Source organism: Pseudomonas sp. Con_6, assembly GCF_059379395.1.
On sequence record NZ_CM182011.1, the window covers coordinates 2949713 to 2967981 of the forward strand.

Here is an 18269-nt window from a genome sequence, read left to right on the forward strand (position 1 = left end):
GGCATTTACCTCCCGTCGTTGTCGCGCAGGCGCAGGCATTGATGACGGTGCAGGCCCAGGTGTACTTCATCCAGCAGGGCCTCGGCGCAGTCGAGGGCGCGGCGGGCGTCGGCGGCGATGGTCGTGGCCGCGCCGCTGAAATCATCCACCCGCAGGCCCGGCGCCAGTGCCGGCATCTCCACCAGGGTCCAGTCCAGGCCGCTGACGTCCAGGCTGCGACGCAGGCCTGCACCCAGGGCTTCGTCATCGCTGTCGTCCGAATCCAGCAGCCATTGCCAGTGACCGACCAGGAACAGCCGCGCCACACCGGCGCTTCCCAGGCCCAGGGCACCGTCGAGCAGGTGGCCGCATTGCGGTGGCAGGTCTTCCTCGATCTCATCGCCCAGGCAGGCAAAGACCACGTCGAGGCCGGCAATGGCGCGCTTCACCGTTTCCACCGAATCCAGGCTGCCAAGCTTGCAACGCAGGCCGGGGCGGGCGGTGATGCCGTTGAGGTCGTCGAGCAGGGCGCTGACCTCGTGCTGGCGATGCAGCGCAGCGGCGATCAGGGCCTGGCCGAAGCTGTCCCGTGGATTGAACACGCCCAGCTTCAGGCGCGGCGTTTCGAGGTTATGCATGCAGCCTCCTGGCGAAAACGGGCCGATATGAGTTTCGAAGCCGGTCTTTCGCGCGGAGTTCCACTGGCTTGACGAGCGTCAAGCCCGGGCGGTCGTGGACGCGCTAGTCTGCCGCGCACAATGAGGCCCCGCCATGATCTATCCCGTTCTGCTCACGCTGCACCTGTTCGCCGCCATCGTTTTCATCGGCACGGTGTTCTTCGAAGTCCTGTTCATTGGTGGTATCCGCCAGCAACTGCCCGACCGTCTGATGATGATGCTGGAACACGCCATCGGCCAGCGTGCCCGGCGGTTGATGCCGTGGGTGTTGCTGGTGCTGTTCGGCGCGGGGGTGGGCATGGTCCGTGAGCGCTACCTGGCGCAGCTGTCGGCGCCTCTGGAGTCGCCGTTCGGCGCGTTGCTGGCGCTGAAGATCCTCGTTGCCTGCAGCGTGCTCGGGCATTTCGTCACTGCGCTCTGGCTGTTCCGCAGCGGGCGCATGACCGCGCGGGCGGTGCGCTTTATCCACGCCAGCGTCTTTACTCATTTGTTGCTGATCGTGCTGCTGGCCAAGGGCATGTTCTATATCAGCTGGTGAACCGCGGAGCCCCGCCATGCAAGTGATCGACCGCAAGACGGCATTGGCCATTCCACCCCTGTGGCGCCTGGCGTTTCGTCCATTCTTCCTCGGCGGCAGCCTGCTCGCGCTGCTGGCGGTGCCCCTGTGGCTGGTCGCCCTGAGCGGCAAGCTGGACTGGAGCCCCGCCGGCGGCTGGCTGGCCTGGCACCGGCATGAACTGCTGTTCGGTTTCGGCCTGGCGATCATCGCCGGTTTCCTGCTGACCGCCGTGCAGACCTGGACCGGCCAGCCTGGCCTCAGCGGCAAGCGCCTGGCAGCGCTGGCCTTGCTCTGGCTGGCGGGACGCCTGGCCTGGCTGGGGGCGGCGCCGTGGCCGTTGCTGGTGCTGCTGGAGCTGGGCTTTCCCCTGTTGCTGGCATGGATCATGGGACGGACCTTGTGGAAGGTCCGCCAGCAGCGCAACTACCCGCTGGTGGCGCTGTTGCTGCTGCTCACGCTGGTGGACAGCATCGCCATGGCCGGGCTGGTCGAGGGCCACGACGGCTGGCAGCGCCAGGGCGTGCTCGGTGGCCTGTGGCTGGTGGCGGCGATGATGGGTCTGATCGGTGGCCGGGTGATTCCGTTCTTCACCCAGCGCGGATTGGGACGGGCGGCGGCAGTGCAGCCGTGGGCCTGGCTGGACTGGCTGCTGCTGGGCGGCTCGGCGCTGGTGGCGGTGTTGTATGCGACGGGGCCGGGGCTGCTGCCCAACCTGTTGATCGGTGTGCTGTTCGCCGTACTGGCGATCGGGCATGGCGTTCGTCTTCTCCGCTGGCATGACCGCGGCCTGTGGCGGGTGCCGCTGCTGTGGTCGCTGCACCTGGCCTATGCCTGGCTGTTGCTGGCGTGTGCCGGCATGGCACTGTGGCATTTCGGCGTGCCGCTCAACCCGAGCCTGGCCGTGCACTGCCTGACGGTGGGGGCCATGGCCGGGCTGATCCTGGCGATGATCGCCCGGGTCAGCCTCGGGCATACCGGGCGGCCGTTGCAGCCGCCGAAGTGCATGACCCTGGCCTTCGTCCTGCTCAACCTGGCCGGGTTGAGCAGGGTGTTGCTGGTGCCGCTGCAGACCCACATGGGCCTGGGCATCGCGGCGCTGTGCTGGGCACTGGCCTTCGGGCTGTTCGTGCGGGGCTACGGGCCGATGCTGATGCAAGCGCGGCTCGATGGCCATCCCGGCTAGGTGTGAGCGGCATCGCTGCTTCGGTACTGCGGAGTCAGCAGGCGTTGCCGAGCAACTCGTAGCTGCGCAGCCTGTCCTCCAGCCGGTAGGTGACCGTCACGATGCCGACTTCTTCGCAGCCGAACTCGCCGGCGATCCGTTGGATCTGCCGGTGGCAGGTTTCGGGAGCGCCCACCACCATATCGCTGAGGGTGTCATCGAACGCCTGTCGTTGGTGCGGGGGCATGAGCGCGTAGCGACGTTGCACCTCGTGAGGATCGAGCAAGGGCTCCCTGGGCGTGACGCCTGCCATCAACTTTCTGTAGACCGCCGTGCCGGCGATGAAGCGAGCTTCTTCATCCGATCCGGCACAGATCACGGCCAGCGCCACCAGGCGAGGTGGCGCAGTAGTGATGCCGGACAGTCGGTACGTGTCGGCGTGGTGCTGGAAGATCGCCGGGGAACAGGCCTTCGGCGCGATGAACCTGGCCAATGCCAGCCCCATGCCGAGCTGCCCGGCCAGGGTCGAGCTGCCGCCGCCCGAGCCGAGCATCCAGAGCGACGGCAGGGTGGCAGGATCGACGTTGCAGGCGAGCGCGGCGTAGGCGTGGCCTGCTGGAAAATCACCGCGCAGAAAGGCGCACAGCTCTGCCGCCTGTCGAGGGAAGTGATCGTGCTCCGGCACATGCCCCGGGGCGGCAAGCGCAACCGAACTCAAGTGGCTGCCGCCGGGGGCTCGCCCGATCCCCAGGTCGATGCGGCCAGGGAACAGCCCGCCGATCAGGGCAAAGGTCTCGGCCACCTTGTAGGGACTGTAGTGGGTCAGCATAACGCCGCCGCTGCCGACTCTCATCCGCGTGGTCGCGCTGGCGATGCGGGTGAGCAGGATCTCCGGTGCCGCCCCCGCGAACTGGATGCTGTCGTGATGCTCCGCGACCCAGTAGCGGTGATAGCCCCAACGGTCGCACTCGATGGCCAACTCCACCGAGGCGCCAACTGCCGTGGCAGCGGTGCGGTGTGCGTGGATAGGGGTTTGGTCGATCACGGTCAATTTCAACGACACTGCTTTTTCCATTCCGAGGCGAGTGAAGAGCGCGGGGCGGTCGATCGAGGCCCGCGTCATTAATTGTGTCGATGTTAACTAATTTTGTGGTGGTATAGCGACGGCTGGCGACTTTGCGGGGATGAGCCATGGCCTGTTTACCGTTCGTCATCTGTCGTCGCTGAAGGCCCTTGCATCCCGATTGAACTCGAAATACTGTATGTAAATCCAGTATTCGGGAAAGGCTCCCCCATGCAACTCATCGCCAAGCTCGGCATCCTCGCCGACGCCGCCAAGTACGACGCCTCGTGCGCCAGCAGTGGCGCCCCCAAGCGCAGCTCGAAGGGGCGCGACGGGCTTGGCGCGACCAGCGGCATGGGCATCTGTCACAGCTATACCCCCGACGGGCGCTGCGTCTCGCTGCTCAAGGTGCTGCTGACCAACTTCTGCCTGTACGACTGCCAGTACTGTGTCAACCGCCGCTCCAGCAACGTGCCGCGGGCCCGTTTCAGCCCCGAGGAAGTGGTGCGCCTGACCCTGGACTTCTACCGGCGCAATTGCATCAGCGGGCTGTTCCTCAGCTCGGGCATCATCCGCTCGGCGGACTACACCATGGAGCAACTGGTGCGGGTGGCCCGGTTGCTGCGCGAAGAGCACGACTTCCGTGGCTACATCCACCTCAAGACCATTCCCGATGCCGACCCGCTGCTGATCGAGGAGGCCGGGCGCCTGGCCGACCGCCTCAGCGTCAATATCGAGCTGCCCAGCGACGCCAGCCTCCAGCGCCTGGCCCCGGAAAAGCAGGCGGGCACCATTCGCCAGGCCATGGACACCATCCACCGTGGCCAGCAGGCGGTGGCTGGCGAGCTGCGGGCGCCGCGCTTCACCCCGGCGGGGCAGAGCACGCAGATGATCGTCGGCGCCGACACCTCGGACGACCGCCTCATCCTCGGCAACGCCGAGTCGCTGTACCAGGGCTATGGCCTCAAGCGCGTGTACTACTCGGCCTTCAGCCCGATTCCCGACAGCCCGGACAGCGTGCCCCTGGCCGCTCCGCCACTGCTGCGCGAACACCGCCTGTACCAGGCCGATTTCCTCATGCGCGGCTATGGCTACAAGGCCGGCGAGCTGCTGGGCGAGGCGAGCAACCTGGCCCTGGACATCGATCCCAAGCTGGCCTGGGCGCTGTCCAATCGTGAGGTGTTCCCGGTGGATATCAATCGCGCTGAGCCAGCCCTGCTGGCACGTATTCCGGGCATCGGCCTGCGCAGCGTGCAACGGCTGGTGGCGCTGCGTCGTGAACGGCGGGTGCGCTATGACGACCTTATTCAGTTGCGCTGCGTGCTGGACAAGGCGCGGCCATTTATCGTCACCAGCGACTATCGCCCGCCCCTGGCAGAGATGCGCAGCGGCCTGCTGCGCGCCCGCCTGCGCGAGCCGCAAGCGCCAGTGCAGATGGGGTTGTGGGGATGATTGCCCTCGACTGCGACGACGACTTCGCCACCTGGCGCGACCAGGCGCGGGTGTTGCTCGGCCATGGCATCGATCCGGTCGAGGTGAACTGGGGGCAGGGGCCGATTCAGGACCTGCTGGCCATGCCTGATGCCTTGCCCACGGGGCCAGGTCCGTTCAGGGCGCGGGTACCGGCGGAACTGATCGTGCAACTGCAACTGGCCGCGCGCTACTGCGGCGAGCAGCGCTGGAACCTGCTCTACGAAGTGCTCTGGCGCGTGGCTCATGGCGACCGTACCGCCATGCTTGCCGGGGATCGCCTGGGCAGCGAGCTGCAACGGCGGATCAAGCAGGTCACCCGCGAGGCCCATCACCTGCACGCCTTCGTGCGCTTCGTGCCGTTGCCGACGATGCTGGCCGAGCGTCTGCAACTGGACCTGGTTGCGTTTCATGAGCCAGCCCATGACATCCTCGAAAGCGCCAGCAACCATTTTGCCGAGCGCCTGGGACGACAGCGCTGGCTGATCGCGACATCTCGGGATGGCATCCGCTACGACGGTGAAGGGTTCGACTACCGCCGCCGCTGTCCCGGGGAATGGCGGCAATGGGCGGAGCAGGCCGACGACCCGGATGCCGACCTGTGGCTGACCTATTACCGGCACACCTTCAACCCGGCCCGGGTCAACCCCGATGCCTTGCGTCTGCATATGCCCGGGCGCTTCTGGCGGCACCTGCCGGAAGGGCCGCTGATTCCGCGACTGGTGGGATTGGCCAGGCAGGGCAAGCAGCGGGATGGGCAGGCGCAGGAGGTGGCCATGCGCAGTGGTAAACGGATTGTCGCGAAGGACCGCGAAGCGGTCACAGAAATGAGGTAATTGCCAATGCACAAAGCCGACCGCCTGTTCCAGCTGGTCAACCTGATCCGCGTGCATCAGCCGATCACCGCCGAACGCCTGGCCGAGCGCATCGGCGTGTCGGTACGCTCGATCTACCGCTATATCGACGACCTGTCCCTGAGTGGTGTCCCGGTCTATGGCACCACCGGCGTCGGTTACGCCCTCGATGCCGGCTTCGAGATGCCGCCGCTGCGCCTCAGCCGTATCGAGGTGGATGCGCTGATGCTCGGCATGGAAATGCTCGCTACCAGCGCCGACAACCAATTGGCCGGTGCCGCGCGTACCCTGCTGAGCAAGGTCTCGGCCAGCGCACCTGAGCAGGCGGTCGATCCGCAGCAGAGCCCGGTGCGTGCTCTGGGCAGCATCAACGCCAGCACCCGCGGCCACCTCAGTGCCCTGCGCCAGGCCATCGAGCACAAGAGGGTACTGCAGATCACCTACACCAGCCTCGACGGGGCGGTCTCGCGGCGTCTGATCCAGCCTATCGGCCTGTTCTACTGGGGCGGCAAATGGACAGTGGGCAGTTGGTGCAACACTCGTGCGGCGTACCGCGATTTTCGCGTCGACCGTATCGCCTCGATCCTTACTAGTGAAGAACCCTGGCGCGACAGCCCACAGATCGCCTTGCGCACCTACATGCGCCATCAATCCAGTAACTGGCGGACTGACAGTACGCTGTCAGGATGACCTGCGGATACTGGGGCCTTCTCAACCACGCAAGACCCATGACCATGCACGACACTGTCCTCGAACTCGCCATTTTCACCGTCAAACCGGAGCATGTGGCGCGGATGCCGCAATTGCGTGACGGCCTGCGCGAAGCGCTCAAAGGCTTTCCCGGATTGATCGAATACCGGGGTTATTCACCGATGAATGAGGGACGCACCTTCGTCGACCTGGCCAGATGGGAGAACCTCGAATGCGCAGCGGCGGTCGCCAGGGCCTTCAATGACGGTGATCCGCGTTTCGGCCCTTACAGCGCGGCAATCGAGCAACTGACATTCATGGAGCACTTCGCGCCGGAAGGGGCTGACTGATGCGGCATCAGCGCAGCAGGTTCGGCAGTGACGAACAGAGCAGGGCGATCCCGGATGCGGTCAGAAGACCGAGCACGACCTGGCGAAAACGGACATCGCTGATACCGAAGTACACCCGCGTGCCGAGGAACGTCGGGATCAGCATGGCCGGGGCGACGATGGCGAACATCGGCCACATGTCCCGGGTGACGAGCCCGGTGCCGAGGTAGGTGGCCATGGTCACCAGCAGCATCGACAGGTTGAAGTTCTGGATGATCGAGCGCTGGCTGTCGCGGTCATAGCCGCGCAGGGTGCACCACAGCGTTGGCAGCGTACCGGTGAAACCGCCGAGTCCACCCATGATGCCACCGGCGAGGCCAACGCCGCCGTTGGCCCACCGTCCGCCGGAGGTGATCACGGGCAGTCGCCTGGCCATCAGCATCAGCGGGCACCACACCACCAGCAGGGTGCCGAGAATGACCTTGAACCAGTCCATGTCCAGTCGCGGCAGCAAGGCCACGCCAAGGGGAATACCGAGCAGGCCGCCAAGGATGAAGGGGGCCAGTTGGCGGATATCGAAACCTCGCCGTACCGAGATTGCTGCGACCAACTGGCCGAGCAAGGCGCCGAATACTGCCAGGGTCGCCGCGACTTTCGGGTCCAGCACCCAGGCCCAGAAAGACATGGCTACCAGGCCGAAGGCAAAACCCGACAGGCCCTGTACGAAGCCTGCGACCACAGCGCCCAGGGCCACCATCAGGTAGATCGAATCCATTCGTCATGCTCCTTGCGATCGTCAAAAGTGATGTGTCCTGCCGGCATTGTGGATGGGCGAATGACGATGAGAGAAATGCCAACGCGGAATATCGATATGGCGCGCAGGTGAGCGCCAAGGTGCTACAGGTCGTCCTTCAAGGCGTTTTTCCGGTAGTGCTCAGGCGGTGTTTTTTGGTTCTTCACGGAATTTCGGGGTTGCAGGGAGTGGCAGTCGGTGTCGGTCGCGCGAGATTATCCATCGCAGGCGGTGACGCTACCGGCCCCTTGCGCAGGGACGGCCAGCGGCTCGCCGGGTACCAGGTGGCGGCCCTCGGTATCAATAGGTGATAGCCAAATTAGCGGTATGTGAGCGCCAGGCGACCCACCCACATCATGAACAAAGGCCACGCGAGCCTTCGGTCCGCGCGGCCTTTCAGGTATCACGGTTCAGCGCCGATCAGCGCTTCTGCTCATCCTTGCCACCGCCCTGGCGGCCTTGCTGATTCATGTCGGTGGAGCGCTCAGGCTTGTTGTCTCCCGACATGTCCTTGCCACGCTGGCCACCCTCGGCGGTGCGGTCGGTGCCGTGACGCTGTTCGCCGCCGGAGGTCTGACCGCCCTGGCGACCCTGGTCAGACATCCTGTCCTTGTCGGTACCGGTGGTGGTACCCATCCCGCCTTGCTTGCCACCTTGGTTGTCTTGATTACCAGCCATGATCTTGCCCTCGTTTCGGTTGACACAGCTTGGTCTGTGTTCAGTTTCGACGAGGGGCAGGGGCGACCTGCTCAAGGTATTTCGCCACTGGCTGACCAAGGGTTGCAAAGGACGGGCCCGAGGTATTTCGCGCCCATGGCATCAGACCTGCACGCACGCCATCTGCGCGCCGGGCATCATCGCGCGCAGGTCGTCCATCAGACGCTCACCAGCCGCGTGCAGGGCATCCAGCGGCATCGCGGGCAGGCTTTCCAGAACGAACCACATGTGCTGTGCCTGCGCATCCAGACGGGTACGCACGCCTTGGCGCCAGTTCCAACGGCGGCAGGTGACGCCGCTGTCGTCGCGCCAGACCACTTCGCCGGGGTCGGGGGATTCGTGGTTCGGCTGGCCGTCCTTCATCGTGTCGAAGGTCTCGCTGCCGTCGGCGACCACCAGCTGCGGCATGCCGTTGTAGGCGGCGAGGTTTTCCCCACCCACCGCAATGGCGTATTCCAGGCTGATGGCGTTGTACAGATCGACAACCGGATCGATGCCCGGTAGCCTCCCGTCGCGCAAAAAACGCTTGCGCAGCGCCTCCGCGGAACAGGGCGTGCGCTGTGGCTTGGCGCCAAAGCCACGGAATACGTCGGCCCAGGCGGCAAGGTGGGCATCGGCCCAGGCCGGGCCATTGTCGGCCAGCGCCTCGGCAGCACGTTGCATGGCCTGCGCGGCGACCTCGGGGCGGCTCAGGCCCGCCGCTTCGACGGTGATGCTCAAGGCGCGGAAGCCCGGTGCCAGCTGGATGACTTCCGGGGCGATGTGGGGAATGACGGCAAACATGGGAAAACGTTTCCTGAGACATGGACCGGGCAGTTCTACCATTGCCGTACATCAGTGCTGATGAATAGTACGAATCGGAAATCAGTTTTTCTAATAGGGATCTGCGTCATGCGTGAAAGGAAATCGGCCCGTCTCCTGGTGATCGACCCCCAACAGCGGGTACTGCTGTTCCATTTCGTGCACACCAACGACGCCCTGGCCGGGCATTCCCACTGGGCAACACCCGGCGGTGGCCTGGAAGCGGGCGAGGATTTTCGCCAGGCGGCGATTCGTGAGCTGCGCGAAGAGACCGGTATCGCCGTCGACGACGTCGGCGATACCGTGGGCGAGCGGCGTTTTGTCATGCGCCTGCCCAGTGGCGAGGATGTCATTTCCATGGAGCGCTACTACGTGGTGCGGGCCACCTCGCGGCAGCTCAGCCGCGATGGCTGGAGCGAGCATGAGCTGCGGGTGATGGCGGCGCATCGCTGGTGGTCGGCCGAGGACCTGCTCCAGACCACGGAAACCGTCTACCCCGAGCGGCTTCTGGAGATGCTGGCGGTTGTGCAAATGCCAGGGCGATCTGGCTAAAGGCCATCGCGCGCGGTAGTGTGTCGGGCCACACTCAATCTCTTTGTTCATTGCCCCGGCCTACCGGCGCTCCAGGGACGGATCATGCGATTATGGCTCGCCGATGGCGTGGAACAGATCGGCCTGTGTGAACAGGCCGAGTTCGATGCCATTCCCGGTGATGACGCGAGCCTGGCCTGGCAACACCGCATCGAACTGCGCGATGCCTGGCAGGTTGATGCCTTCGTTGCCCGGCATTTTCGCGAGCCCGGCCAGGTGCATGCGTTGCGCGGCTGGCTGGCGCGCCAGGTCCTGCTGATCCACCGCCTGGCTGACGACCAGGTGTTGCGCCAGGTGGCCAACGAGCTGCAGTTCGGTAATCTGCGTGCGGATCTATATGCCTGGCGGCCGCAGGTCATTACCCGCGCCGCCGAAGCCAGCGTTGCGGTGGTGGCGCCGACCTCCGCGCCACCACCGACCCCGGCACGGGCCGAAGTGGCCCCCGAACCCGTTGCCGTGGCGCCGGTGGAGCAGCCGGTGGTTGTGGAGCAAGTGGCAGCGGTCGAGCAGTCGGCGCAACAAATTGCCGCCCAGGACACCCTCGCGGCCATGCTGGAGACAGCGGCACAGGAGGCCACGCCATTCTGCGAGGAATGCGAACAGGCCAAGGCGCGTCAGGCAGCGACGTCGCCCGTCGTCCCGCCAACACCGGAAGAAGCCCGCCAGGATGCCCAGGCCGCCGTGCTCGAACAGGCGGCGCGGCAGGCCATTCCGTTCTGCGAGGTTTGCCAACTGGCCGAGGCGCAACCCATGCCGCCACCCGCTGCCGCGCCAACGCCGGTCGAGACCGCGCAAGGCGCCCAAGCGAGCGTGTTGGAGCAGGCAGCGAAGAACGGTACGCCATTCTGTGAAATCTGCGAGCAAAAACCATGAACGAAACCCTCCAGCGCCTTATCGAACTGCTCTGGCCGGCGGATGCCCCGGCGCCGCCGGACCAGGTCTACATGCTGCTTGACGGTGCCCGCGATCCGGCGCTGGTCGATTGGCTGGAACACAGCGGTTTGCACTGCGATTGTCTGTACGCCGGCCCGCTGATCCCGCGCCTGAAGGCCGCAGCGCCGTGGCTGGCCAGGCTCGAGGCGGATGCTCCCGCCAGCCTGGAACTGTTGCGCCGCGGTTGGGGCCAGGCCTGGGGCATTCTGCTGGTGGCGCCTGCCGGATTGTCGATGGACCAGTTGCGCCGCCACTGCAAGAAATTCCTGCGGGTGCGCACCGAAGACCGGCGGGTGCTGATGTTCCGCTTCTACGATCCGCGGGTGCTCAGCGTGTTCCTGCCGACCTGCGACGCCGAGCAGTACCGTGCGTTGCTCGGTCCACTGCGGCGCCTGGTGGTGGAAAGGGACGAGGGTGCCACCTGGCAGGTCTTCGAGCAGGGAGCCCTGTGATGCTGGTGATCTGCGCCGAACAATTGAAGACGCTGGCCCGCGACCACCGATGAGCTGTTCCTCGAAGATGCCGCCGCGCGCCTGACCGTGCATTGGCCCAAGCGCGTCGAGCGGCTGGGCCATGATGCTGGTGCGCTTGCGTGCGGTGCGCCGGCTGGCGCTGGCCAACGGCATCAAGGAGCGGGCGCTCTTGTCGACCCGCCAAGCCTTGATCCGCAGGCTTTCCCGATCGCTCAGCCGGATCTTCGCGATACGGTGGGGGAGCGGGTGTAGAGGCCTTCCTCGCCCGGCAGACGCTCGAGGACTTCGACCTTGCAGTCCCACGGGCTGGACTTGCGCCACATCGGCGTCAGAGGCGGGTCAACCTGCCTGCCATGTCATCCACCAGCCCCCGCTGGAATGCCGTCACTGCCGTGTTCGGCTGTTGCAGACCGACGAACTCCAGCATCGGATCACTCACCTCGGTCCTGACTCCCGCCAGTTCCTCGATCGTCGCCAGGCCGCAGAACGGCACGTAGGCCTCCGAGTACCCCCCTTCATGCACCAGCACCAGGCGGCCCTGGCACAGGCGTTCGGCCGCCTCGCGCACCAGGCGGGTCATGGCGCGGAACGAGTCGCTGTGCAGCAGCATCCGCGCCAGGGGGTCCACCGCATTGGCGTCGTAGCCGCAGGCGACGATGATCAGTTCCGGCTCGAAACGCTCCAGCGCCGGCACCACCAGGCGCTCCATCGCGTGGAGATAGGTGTCGTGGCCGCTGCCCGGCGGCAGCGGGATATTGAGGTTCGCCCCCAGACCGGCGCCACGCCCGCGATCGTCTTCACCGCTGTAGCCGGCCGGGAAGCAACCGTCCTGGTGCAGGGAGAGGGTCAGTACGTCGGCGCGTTCCTCGAAGATCGCCTGGGTACCGTTACCGTGGTGCACGTCCCAGTCGATCACCGCCACCTTGCCCAGGCCGCGCCGGGCCTTGGCCGCCTCGATTGCGATAGCGATATTGGCGAGGAAGCAGAAGCCCATGGCGCCGTCGGCCAGGCAGTGGTGCCCCGGTGGTCGGGACAGCGAATACGCATTGTCCACTTCACCGGCCAGCACGGCGTCGACCGCCGCCATGGCCAGGCCGGCGGAGAGCTTGGCGATCTCGTAGCTGCCCGGGCCGATCGGCGCATGGTGGCCGAGTTCGCCGCCGCCGGCATCGCTGAGGGCCTTGAAACGTTGCAGATATCCGGGGGTGTGGACGCGCAGCAGATCGTCCTCGGTAGCCGCTACGGCGCTGCGTACCTGCAACTGGCGGGTCAGGCCGGATACATCCAGCAGGCTTTTCAGGCGCCGCTTGGTTTCCGGCGATTCGGCGTGGCCGGCGGCCGCTGGTGGCTGCACCCAGCCACCCACGGGGAGAGTCAGGGCATGCAGGCTGGCGCTGTGCCAGAGGCTCAGTTCGTCGAAGAAAAAGGCAGTGGTTCGGCTCATGGTGGTTCCGTTTTTCCAGGGTAAAAGGGGCTGCTCAGGCGCCGCGGCGGCAACAGAGGATCAGTAACAGGGAGGCGAACGTGGTGATGGCGGCACCAATCAGCAGGGACTGGAAGCCGCCGCTGTTCTCGATCAGGCGCCCGGCGATGGCCGGTCCGATGGCCAGGCCGCCGCCGATCACCAGGTTGGAGGCGTTCATCAGCTTGCCGGAGCGGTCAAGGTCGGCCAGGCAGGCGAGGATCAGTGGCAGGATGAAGGTCCAGGTGAACTTGAAGGCCAGCGCGGCCACCGCCAGGCGTGCCAGTGTCGGTTGACCGAGCAGGAGCAGGACTGCGCCGACCATCAGGCCATAGCCCAGCAGCAACAGCAGGCCCCGCGGCAGCCGATCGCCGATCAGCGAGGCGCAGCCGGCGCCGACGATGCCCATCACCGTGGCGATGGCCAGCACCTCGCCGCTGGCCTCGGCGGAGATTCCCGCCGCCGCGCTGATCGCGCCGATGAAGGTCCACACCGCGCTGAGGCTGATGTAGAAGGCGAGGATGCCCAAGATGCCGAGGGCGACCTTGCCCTTGGCCAACTGCACCGCGTTCCCGGTGGTCTGCTCCGTCACGGGCGCGCCTTGGGGGAAACAGCGGGCCAGGGGCAGGAAAGCCGCCATCAGCAGGGCCAGCAGCAGGTAGCAGGCCGCCAGTCCGTAATGCTCGAACAACCGAGGCAGCACGCTCAGTCCGATCGCCCCGACCACCAGTTGGCCCATCACCCACAGACCGTAGACCCGGCTTGGATTGGCCGTGGACGCGGCGCTGGACAGGCAGACGATCATCAGCGAACCGCCGGCCAACGCGCTGCCGAAACGCAGGGCGAGCAGCATCGGGTAGCTGACGGCCCAGATCGACAGCAGGTTGGCTGCAATGAAGGCGACCCCGGCGACCAGCGCCGCGCGACGCCAGTCGACGCGCTTGAGCCACCAGAAGGCGGGCAGGGTAGCCAGACTCATGGCGCCGAGTTCGGCGGAAAAAAGGTCGCCGATCTGCGAGGGCGCCAGGTGCCATTGCGTGGCCAACTGCGCAGCCACTGCCGGGGCGGTCATGAGGATGGTCGGGGTGATCGCGGCGAACAGCACGATGGCCGCGAGCAGGGCCAGTTGGGAGGTGGCCTGGGGTTGGACGGTGGACAGCGGTTTGGAGTCGGTGGTCATGTGCATCTCCCCTGGCTCAGAAGACGTGGACCAGACGCAGCAACGCGTCGGTACCGTGGTAACCGTTATCGGTCGCAACGTTCTGCGAGAGGCTGAACATCACCTGGTTCTGCTTGTCCAGCCAATGACCCACCTCGAAGCCCACCTGGGTATAGCGCTTGTGGGTGTCGTCGATACGCTGGTCATTGATGCGCAACTCGCCGCCATCGGCATGGATCAGGCGCAGGGCGCCATAGGTGGCGGGGGTGAAGTCGTAGGAGGCGAAGGCTTGCAGGCGATACAGCGGATCCTGCTTGAGGTCGGCGCCGAAGTAGTCGTCGTTCTTGCCATAGAGCTGGGCTTCGAGGTTGGCCTCCAGCACCCAGTTTTCGCCGACGCCCTGGGTGTAGTTGTAGACGAAGGTGGCGCCCCAGCGGTTGGCCCCCGGCGAGACGTCGGGGTTCTGCCCATGGTATTCGCCAACGGGCAGGGTGATCAGGGTCAGCAGGCCGCTGTAGGTGCGCGACGCCGCGTCATTGATGAAGAACAGCGTGCCGCCCACCTGTGGATCGCCGAAGCCGCTTTCCCCGGTGTGCTGCGTCGCTCCGGGCAGGCGCGCGTCGATATCGGCGAAGGGCACGATGAACTGCGGGGTGCACAGAGTGCCGCAGAGGTCGGTGAAGAACACCTGGCGGTAGGCCACGGCATTGACCTTCAGCTCGGCCTTGCCGGTGCTGTCGGCCGGGCCGTGGAAGTCGCCGGCACGGGTGGCCGGCAGGTACAGCACGCCGAGGCTGGTGCCGGAGGGCGCGCCGAAGAAGTCGCGGGCGTTAAGGTCGGCGGCGGTGGCGTGCAGGCTCGACAGGCCGCAGGCGAGCGCCAGGGCGCGGAGGGCGGTGTGGGTCATGGGCATTGCGTCTCTTTTTGGTGTTGTTGTGGGCGAATGGCAGGCAAAGCGAGGCCGTCACCGGCGCGGGGCCGGCTAAGCGAAAGGGTTGGATCAGCGCTGTGGGTCAGTCGGGCGGGGCGTGCAGCAGATGGGCGATGCGGGTCTTATCGTTGACCCCGAGCTTGTGGTAGATGGCACGGATATGGTGACGCACGGTGTTCGGCGACATGCCCAGGTCGCGGGCAATTTCCTTGTAGGTCTTGCCCTCGCCGAAGCCCTGGGCCACATCGTTTTCCCGCGGGCTCAACTGCGCCAGCGGCGTGCGGGCGCGGGCGGCGAGGAGAAACAGGTCGCCTACCGCCGAGGCTTCGATATGCAGGTGCTTGCCGTCATGCCCGCGGGCATCCAGCGTCACCGGCAGCAGCGGACCACTCCAGTCCGGCCATTCCCCTAGCAGCAGGTCGACGAAGCCGGTTTCCGCGCAGTGCAGGGTGCCGCGCTGGTCGCACACGGCCAGGGCCAGGTTGCGCGAGGGCGTCAGCGACTCGCGCTTGGCCACCAGGGTACGGATATGGTTGGCCGACACCGCCGCCACCAGGTGCAGCATGGCGTTGTCGAGGATCAACTGATCCTGTTCGTTGAAGCGCGGTGCGTCCGGGGCGCGGTACAGGGCCAGGTGGTCGCTGAGTCGGGTCTGCGGATCGATGGTCACCACGCACAGCAGCTCGCCGATGCCATAGGTGTCGCCGAGCCAGTTGAGGCCGGTGCCGTTGGCCGGGTCGGCCATGTCGATGATGACCGAATGACCGGGTCGTGCATGGACGCGACTGACGGTGACGTCGACATGGCGGATCGACTGCCAGTCCGGCAGGTAGCTGGCCGGCAGGTTGTACAGGTATGAGCTGTGTTCCTCGGGCAGTCCGTCGATCAGCGCCGCGCGGCCCCACCAGGCACTGGTGAAGGGCAGCAACCGGGCGATGCAGTCCAGGGCGGGCTGGTGGAAGTCCTCGATGTCGTTGTTCTGCGCCAGGCGCTGCAGTTCCAGGGTCATGGCGCTGAAGGCCTGCAACAGACGGGCGGGAGCGGGTGCGTGCCGGGTCATTGGCGGGTACCTCTGTGCGACTGTTCTTATTGGTTTCGTCAGGGGTTCGAGAAGGACCGTAGCGTCCCGGGGGACGTTGGCAGGGCCTGTTGAGAGTGTCGGCGCAATGCCGATCATTCACTATCCTACAGATGCAGGATGGCAGGGTGCTTGTTCGTCGCTGCCAGGATCGAGTGGTTGCATGAACCGCAGTCATGCGATGACTTCCTGTGTCGGGCCAAGTTTGATGGTTTTCCCTAGGCTCGCTCCAGCCCGCTCGGGAAAAGCCTTACGCCACTAAAGATCGACGATCCGACGACGATCAATTGAGTCAAATGCTCCAGCGGTGGTCATATGACTGACGTTGAATACGCTTGACTCCTTCGCTCTTCGGATTCCTGTATGCCTACCGTTTCCCGGGCCTTCGCCAGCGCCCTGATCACTGCGCTGGGTGGCGCCCAGCCCGCCGTCCGTGACCTCTGCCAACGCCTCGCCGAGCCGTTGCTGGGCGCGTCCGGCCCAGACTTCATTCCCCTCGCGACCCTCGACGGCGTGTTTGCCCAGGCCTGCGTCTTGAGTGGCGACCCAGGCATCGGCCTGCGTGCTTTCGACTACGCCCATCCGGCCAATCTCGGGCCGCTGGGCTACGCAGTCATGTCCAGCCCGACCCTGAAGAGCGTGCTGGTCAGCCTGGCCGAGCATCATCAACTGGTGGGCACCGGTTTCTGCCTGTTCGTCGAGGAACGGGTCGAAGGCGTGCGCCTGGTCGGCGTCCAGACCAGCCCCGGACAGCACCCGCTGGCACGGGTGTTCATCGACGCGGTGGCGGCGATCACCCTGGGCCTGCTCAACTGGCTGGTGCCGGGACGGACGATCCGGCCCCTGCACGCCGAACTGAGCTATGCACAGCCCACAGATGACCGCGCCTGCGAGCGGGTGTACGGCGCGAACATCCACTACGGCGCGTCGCAGAATGCCTTGCTGTTCAGCCATGCCGATGCCGCCCTGGTGGTTGCCAGTCACGACCCGCTGCTGCATGCGGTGCATAGCGAATACCTGGCGCGCTGGCAGCGCGAGGTCGGCGGCGAACGACTCAGCCTGAAGGTCCGCGGGGTGATCAGCGAGCAACTGGCCCAGGGCCGCACGGTGACCCTGGCAGCGGTGGCCGAGGCCCTTGTCCTCAGCCCGCATCGCCTCAGCCGCGGCCTGGAAAGCGAGGGCCACAGCTTCCTGCGCCTGTTGGACGAAGTGCGGTTGCGGGACAGCCATCACCTGCTACGCAACAGTGAGTTAAGTTTCAAGCAGATCGCCTATCAGGTCGGCTTTCGCCACCAAAGCGCGTTCAACAAGGCTTGCGAGCGCTGGTTCGGCATGGGCCCGGGACGTTATCGCGAGCAAGGACGGGCCTGAGCGGCTTTCGTTTATCCCCGGGGCGCATTCATTTATCCCTCGATGCGTTCCCCCTCCAAGGACGGGGAAAACCGGCCACACTATGACGCACACGTTTGCGCAGCCGTCGAAGGACCTTCCGCCCGCATGCCCGGTTTCATCCCCTCCCTGACTGATGCCCTGTTGATCCTCCTGCCTGTGCTGTTCGCCGTCGGCTGGCGCCTGCGCGGACGTCTGCGCGAGCAGCGCGCCGAAGCCCGGCGTCTGCGTCAGCGTAGCGAGCAGTTGCAACGCGACAGCCAGCGCTGCCTGGGCGAACTGCGCGAAGAACTGGAACGCCTGGCCGGGTTGGCCCATCAGGTCGGCACCCTCGGCAACGAATGCGACACGGCACTGCAACAACAACAGCGCAAGCTCGATGAGGTCGGCGCGGCGCTGGTGCAGATCAAGGTGGAAAGCCGGCAGCTGGAAGACGATGCCCGCCTGGTCGGCAGCGAGTCGCGCCAGTCGATGCGCCTGGCGACCCAGGGCCAGGCCGGGCTCAGTGCCACGCTGATGGCTTTTCGCTGTGTGGAGCGCCGGGTGCAGGATGCCGGAGTCGTACAGGCCGAGCCCAGCCAGGAGCTGCGGGTGCTGGCTCGCCAGGGCCGCGACCAGACCTACGACGCCAACCTGGCCCTGGCCGGGATCACGGCGGCGGCGAGCACCATCGAGGAGCGTGCGCTGTCCATCGGTGTGGCCTGCGAGGCTCAGGCGCGCGGAGTCGAGTCGCTCGACGCGGCGCTGTCGGACGTTCAGCGCCTGGCCTTTGCCTCGGCCTGGCGCTCGCGCCAGGCACGTGCTGCCAGCGAGGCCCTGCTGGACGGGGCACGGCAGCTGGAGGCACGAATACATGACCTTCAACAGGATGACGGAGGTACAGATGCTGCTGTTCAAGACCCTGATTCGTCGCTACCACGACCTGATGCGCTGCCTGGCCCGGGAACCGGCGCCCGCTGACCGCGAATCCGCACAGGCGCTGGCCGAAGCCCTGCGCCAGTTGGCCACCGAGGCCGACCGGCTGGAGGCGCAGTTGCGCCAGCTGACCGAGAAGCGTCAGGTCGCTCCGCGGCCCGTGGGCCCGCCGGTACTGCGGCTGGTGCGCTGCGGTACGAAAGGTCCTGAAACGCACCGACAATGTTGACTTTATCGGTCACAA

21 protein-coding genes are annotated in these 18269 nt (G+C 66.0%); 12 read left to right on the top strand and 9 right to left on the bottom strand.

Annotated elements, in window-relative coordinates; genetic code table 11:
- Window positions 1–5: 5 nt before the first annotated feature.
- Complete coding sequence (locus AC5QPF_RS13245; RefSeq protein WP_494963645.1) at window positions 6–617, bottom strand: NAD(P)H-binding protein; 612 nt, start codon at window positions 615–617, stop codon at window positions 6–8.
- 133 nt (window positions 618–750) lie between these two features.
- Between AC5QPF_RS13245 and AC5QPF_RS13250 the strand changes: the two genes are divergently transcribed.
- Together AC5QPF_RS13250 and AC5QPF_RS13255 are read left to right on the top strand one after the other, a co-directional pair.
- On the top strand, window positions 751–1194 hold the full coding sequence (locus AC5QPF_RS13250) for a CopD family copper resistance protein (RefSeq protein ID WP_494963646.1): 444 nt from the start codon (window positions 751–753) through the stop codon (window positions 1192–1194).
- Between the two features lie 16 nt (window positions 1195–1210).
- Window positions 1211–2398: an NnrS family protein gene (locus tag AC5QPF_RS13255; protein WP_494963647.1), complete on the top strand. Its 1188-nt coding sequence runs from the start codon at window positions 1211–1213 to the stop codon at window positions 2396–2398.
- Window positions 2399–2432: 34 nt separating this feature from the next.
- Here AC5QPF_RS13255 and AC5QPF_RS13260 read toward each other — a convergent pair whose 3' ends face one another.
- Complete coding sequence (locus tag AC5QPF_RS13260; protein ID WP_494963648.1) at window positions 2433–3440, bottom strand: MsnO8 family LLM class oxidoreductase; 1008 nt, start codon at window positions 3438–3440, stop codon at window positions 2433–2435.
- A gap of 231 nt (window positions 3441–3671) precedes the next feature.
- Between AC5QPF_RS13260 and AC5QPF_RS13265 the strand changes: the two genes are divergently transcribed.
- From AC5QPF_RS13265 to AC5QPF_RS13280, 4 genes are read left to right on the top strand one after another with little or no spacing between them, the layout of a single operon-like run.
- On the top strand, window positions 3672–4892 hold the full coding sequence (locus AC5QPF_RS13265; protein WP_494963649.1) for a putative DNA modification/repair radical SAM protein: 1221 nt from the start codon (window positions 3672–3674) through the stop codon (window positions 4890–4892).
- On the top strand, window positions 4889–5746 hold the full coding sequence (locus tag AC5QPF_RS13270) for a TIGR03915 family putative DNA repair protein (protein ID WP_494963650.1): 858 nt from the start codon (window positions 4889–4891) through the stop codon (window positions 5744–5746). The genes AC5QPF_RS13265 and AC5QPF_RS13270 overlap by 4 nt, the downstream gene beginning before the upstream one ends.
- A 6-nt stretch (window positions 5747–5752) precedes the next feature.
- The gene (locus AC5QPF_RS13275; protein WP_494963651.1) at window positions 5753–6454 is read left to right on the top strand and encodes a WYL domain-containing protein; all 702 of its coding nucleotides are present in this window, start codon (window positions 5753–5755) and stop codon (window positions 6452–6454) included.
- A 38-nt stretch (window positions 6455–6492) separates the two neighbouring features.
- Window positions 6493–6804 carry an antibiotic biosynthesis monooxygenase gene (locus AC5QPF_RS13280; RefSeq protein WP_494963652.1) on the top strand — a complete coding sequence of 104 codons (312 nt, stop codon included), beginning with the start codon at window positions 6493–6495 and terminating at the stop codon, window positions 6802–6804.
- Between the two features lie 7 nt (window positions 6805–6811).
- On the opposite strand, the gene AC5QPF_RS13285 is transcribed toward AC5QPF_RS13280, so the two are convergent.
- The 3 genes from AC5QPF_RS13285 to AC5QPF_RS13295 all read right to left on the bottom strand — a co-directional run bounded on the left by AC5QPF_RS13285 (window position 6812) and on the right by AC5QPF_RS13295 (window position 9076).
- Complete coding sequence (locus AC5QPF_RS13285) at window positions 6812–7558, bottom strand: TSUP family transporter (RefSeq protein WP_494963653.1); 747 nt, start codon at window positions 7556–7558, stop codon at window positions 6812–6814.
- Window positions 7559–7996: 438 nt separating this feature from the next.
- Window positions 7997–8254 (bottom strand): hypothetical protein, encoded by a 258-nt coding sequence (locus AC5QPF_RS13290; RefSeq protein ID WP_494963654.1) that lies wholly within the window; start codon window positions 8252–8254, stop codon window positions 7997–7999.
- A gap of 141 nt (window positions 8255–8395) precedes the next feature.
- Window positions 8396–9076 carry a phenylalanine--tRNA ligase beta subunit-related protein gene (locus AC5QPF_RS13295; protein ID WP_494963655.1) on the bottom strand — a complete coding sequence of 227 codons (681 nt, stop codon included), beginning with the start codon at window positions 9074–9076 and terminating at the stop codon, window positions 8396–8398.
- Window positions 9077–9184: 108 nt separating this feature from the next.
- Here AC5QPF_RS13295 and AC5QPF_RS13300 point away from each other — a divergent pair, with 108 nt between their 5' ends.
- The 3 genes from AC5QPF_RS13300 (at window position 9185) to AC5QPF_RS13310 (ending at window position 11070) form a co-directional block, all read left to right on the top strand.
- Window positions 9185–9646 carry an NUDIX domain-containing protein gene (locus AC5QPF_RS13300; protein WP_494963656.1) on the top strand — a complete coding sequence of 154 codons (462 nt, stop codon included), beginning with the start codon at window positions 9185–9187 and terminating at the stop codon, window positions 9644–9646.
- Between the two features lie 84 nt (window positions 9647–9730).
- Complete coding sequence (locus AC5QPF_RS13305) at window positions 9731–10558, top strand: hypothetical protein (protein WP_494963657.1); 828 nt, start codon at window positions 9731–9733, stop codon at window positions 10556–10558.
- Window positions 10555–11070 carry a DUF4123 domain-containing protein gene (locus AC5QPF_RS13310; RefSeq protein WP_494963658.1) on the top strand — a complete coding sequence of 172 codons (516 nt, stop codon included), beginning with the start codon at window positions 10555–10557 and terminating at the stop codon, window positions 11068–11070. Before AC5QPF_RS13305 ends, AC5QPF_RS13310 begins: the two co-directional genes overlap by 4 nt.
- A 349-nt stretch (window positions 11071–11419) precedes the next feature.
- Here AC5QPF_RS13310 and AC5QPF_RS13315 read toward each other — a convergent pair whose 3' ends face one another.
- From AC5QPF_RS13315 to AC5QPF_RS13330, 4 genes are all read right to left on the bottom strand, one after another.
- A complete protein-coding gene (locus AC5QPF_RS13315; protein WP_494963659.1) occupies window positions 11420–12535 on the bottom strand; it encodes a class II histone deacetylase in 1116 nt (371 codons plus the stop codon).
- Window positions 12536–12569: 34 nt separating this feature from the next.
- Window positions 12570–13733, bottom strand: coding sequence for an MFS transporter (locus AC5QPF_RS13320; RefSeq protein WP_494963660.1), 1164 nt, complete (start codon window positions 13731–13733; stop codon window positions 12570–12572).
- Between the two features lie 16 nt (window positions 13734–13749).
- Window positions 13750–14619 carry a transporter gene (locus AC5QPF_RS13325; protein WP_494963661.1) on the bottom strand — a complete coding sequence of 290 codons (870 nt, stop codon included), beginning with the start codon at window positions 14617–14619 and terminating at the stop codon, window positions 13750–13752.
- 106 nt (window positions 14620–14725) lie between these two features.
- Window positions 14726–15703: a LuxR C-terminal-related transcriptional regulator gene (locus tag AC5QPF_RS13330; protein WP_494963662.1), complete on the bottom strand. Its 978-nt coding sequence runs from the start codon at window positions 15701–15703 to the stop codon at window positions 14726–14728.
- Window positions 15704–16084: 381 nt separating this feature from the next.
- Between AC5QPF_RS13330 and AC5QPF_RS13335 the strand changes: the two genes are divergently transcribed.
- The 3 genes from AC5QPF_RS13335 to AC5QPF_RS13345 all read left to right on the top strand — a co-directional run bounded on the left by AC5QPF_RS13335 (window position 16085) and on the right by AC5QPF_RS13345 (window position 18254).
- Window positions 16085–17092, top strand: a complete 1008-nt coding sequence (locus tag AC5QPF_RS13335; RefSeq protein WP_494963663.1) for an AraC family transcriptional regulator ligand-binding domain-containing protein — start codon at window positions 16085–16087, stop codon at window positions 17090–17092.
- Between the two features lie 126 nt (window positions 17093–17218).
- Window positions 17219–18070, top strand: a complete 852-nt coding sequence (locus AC5QPF_RS13340; protein WP_494963664.1) for a hypothetical protein — start codon at window positions 17219–17221, stop codon at window positions 18068–18070.
- Window positions 17994–18254, top strand: coding sequence for a hypothetical protein (locus AC5QPF_RS13345; RefSeq protein ID WP_494963665.1), 261 nt, complete (start codon window positions 17994–17996; stop codon window positions 18252–18254). The genes AC5QPF_RS13340 and AC5QPF_RS13345 overlap by 77 nt, the downstream gene beginning before the upstream one ends.
- Window positions 18255–18269: the final 15 nt, after the last annotated feature.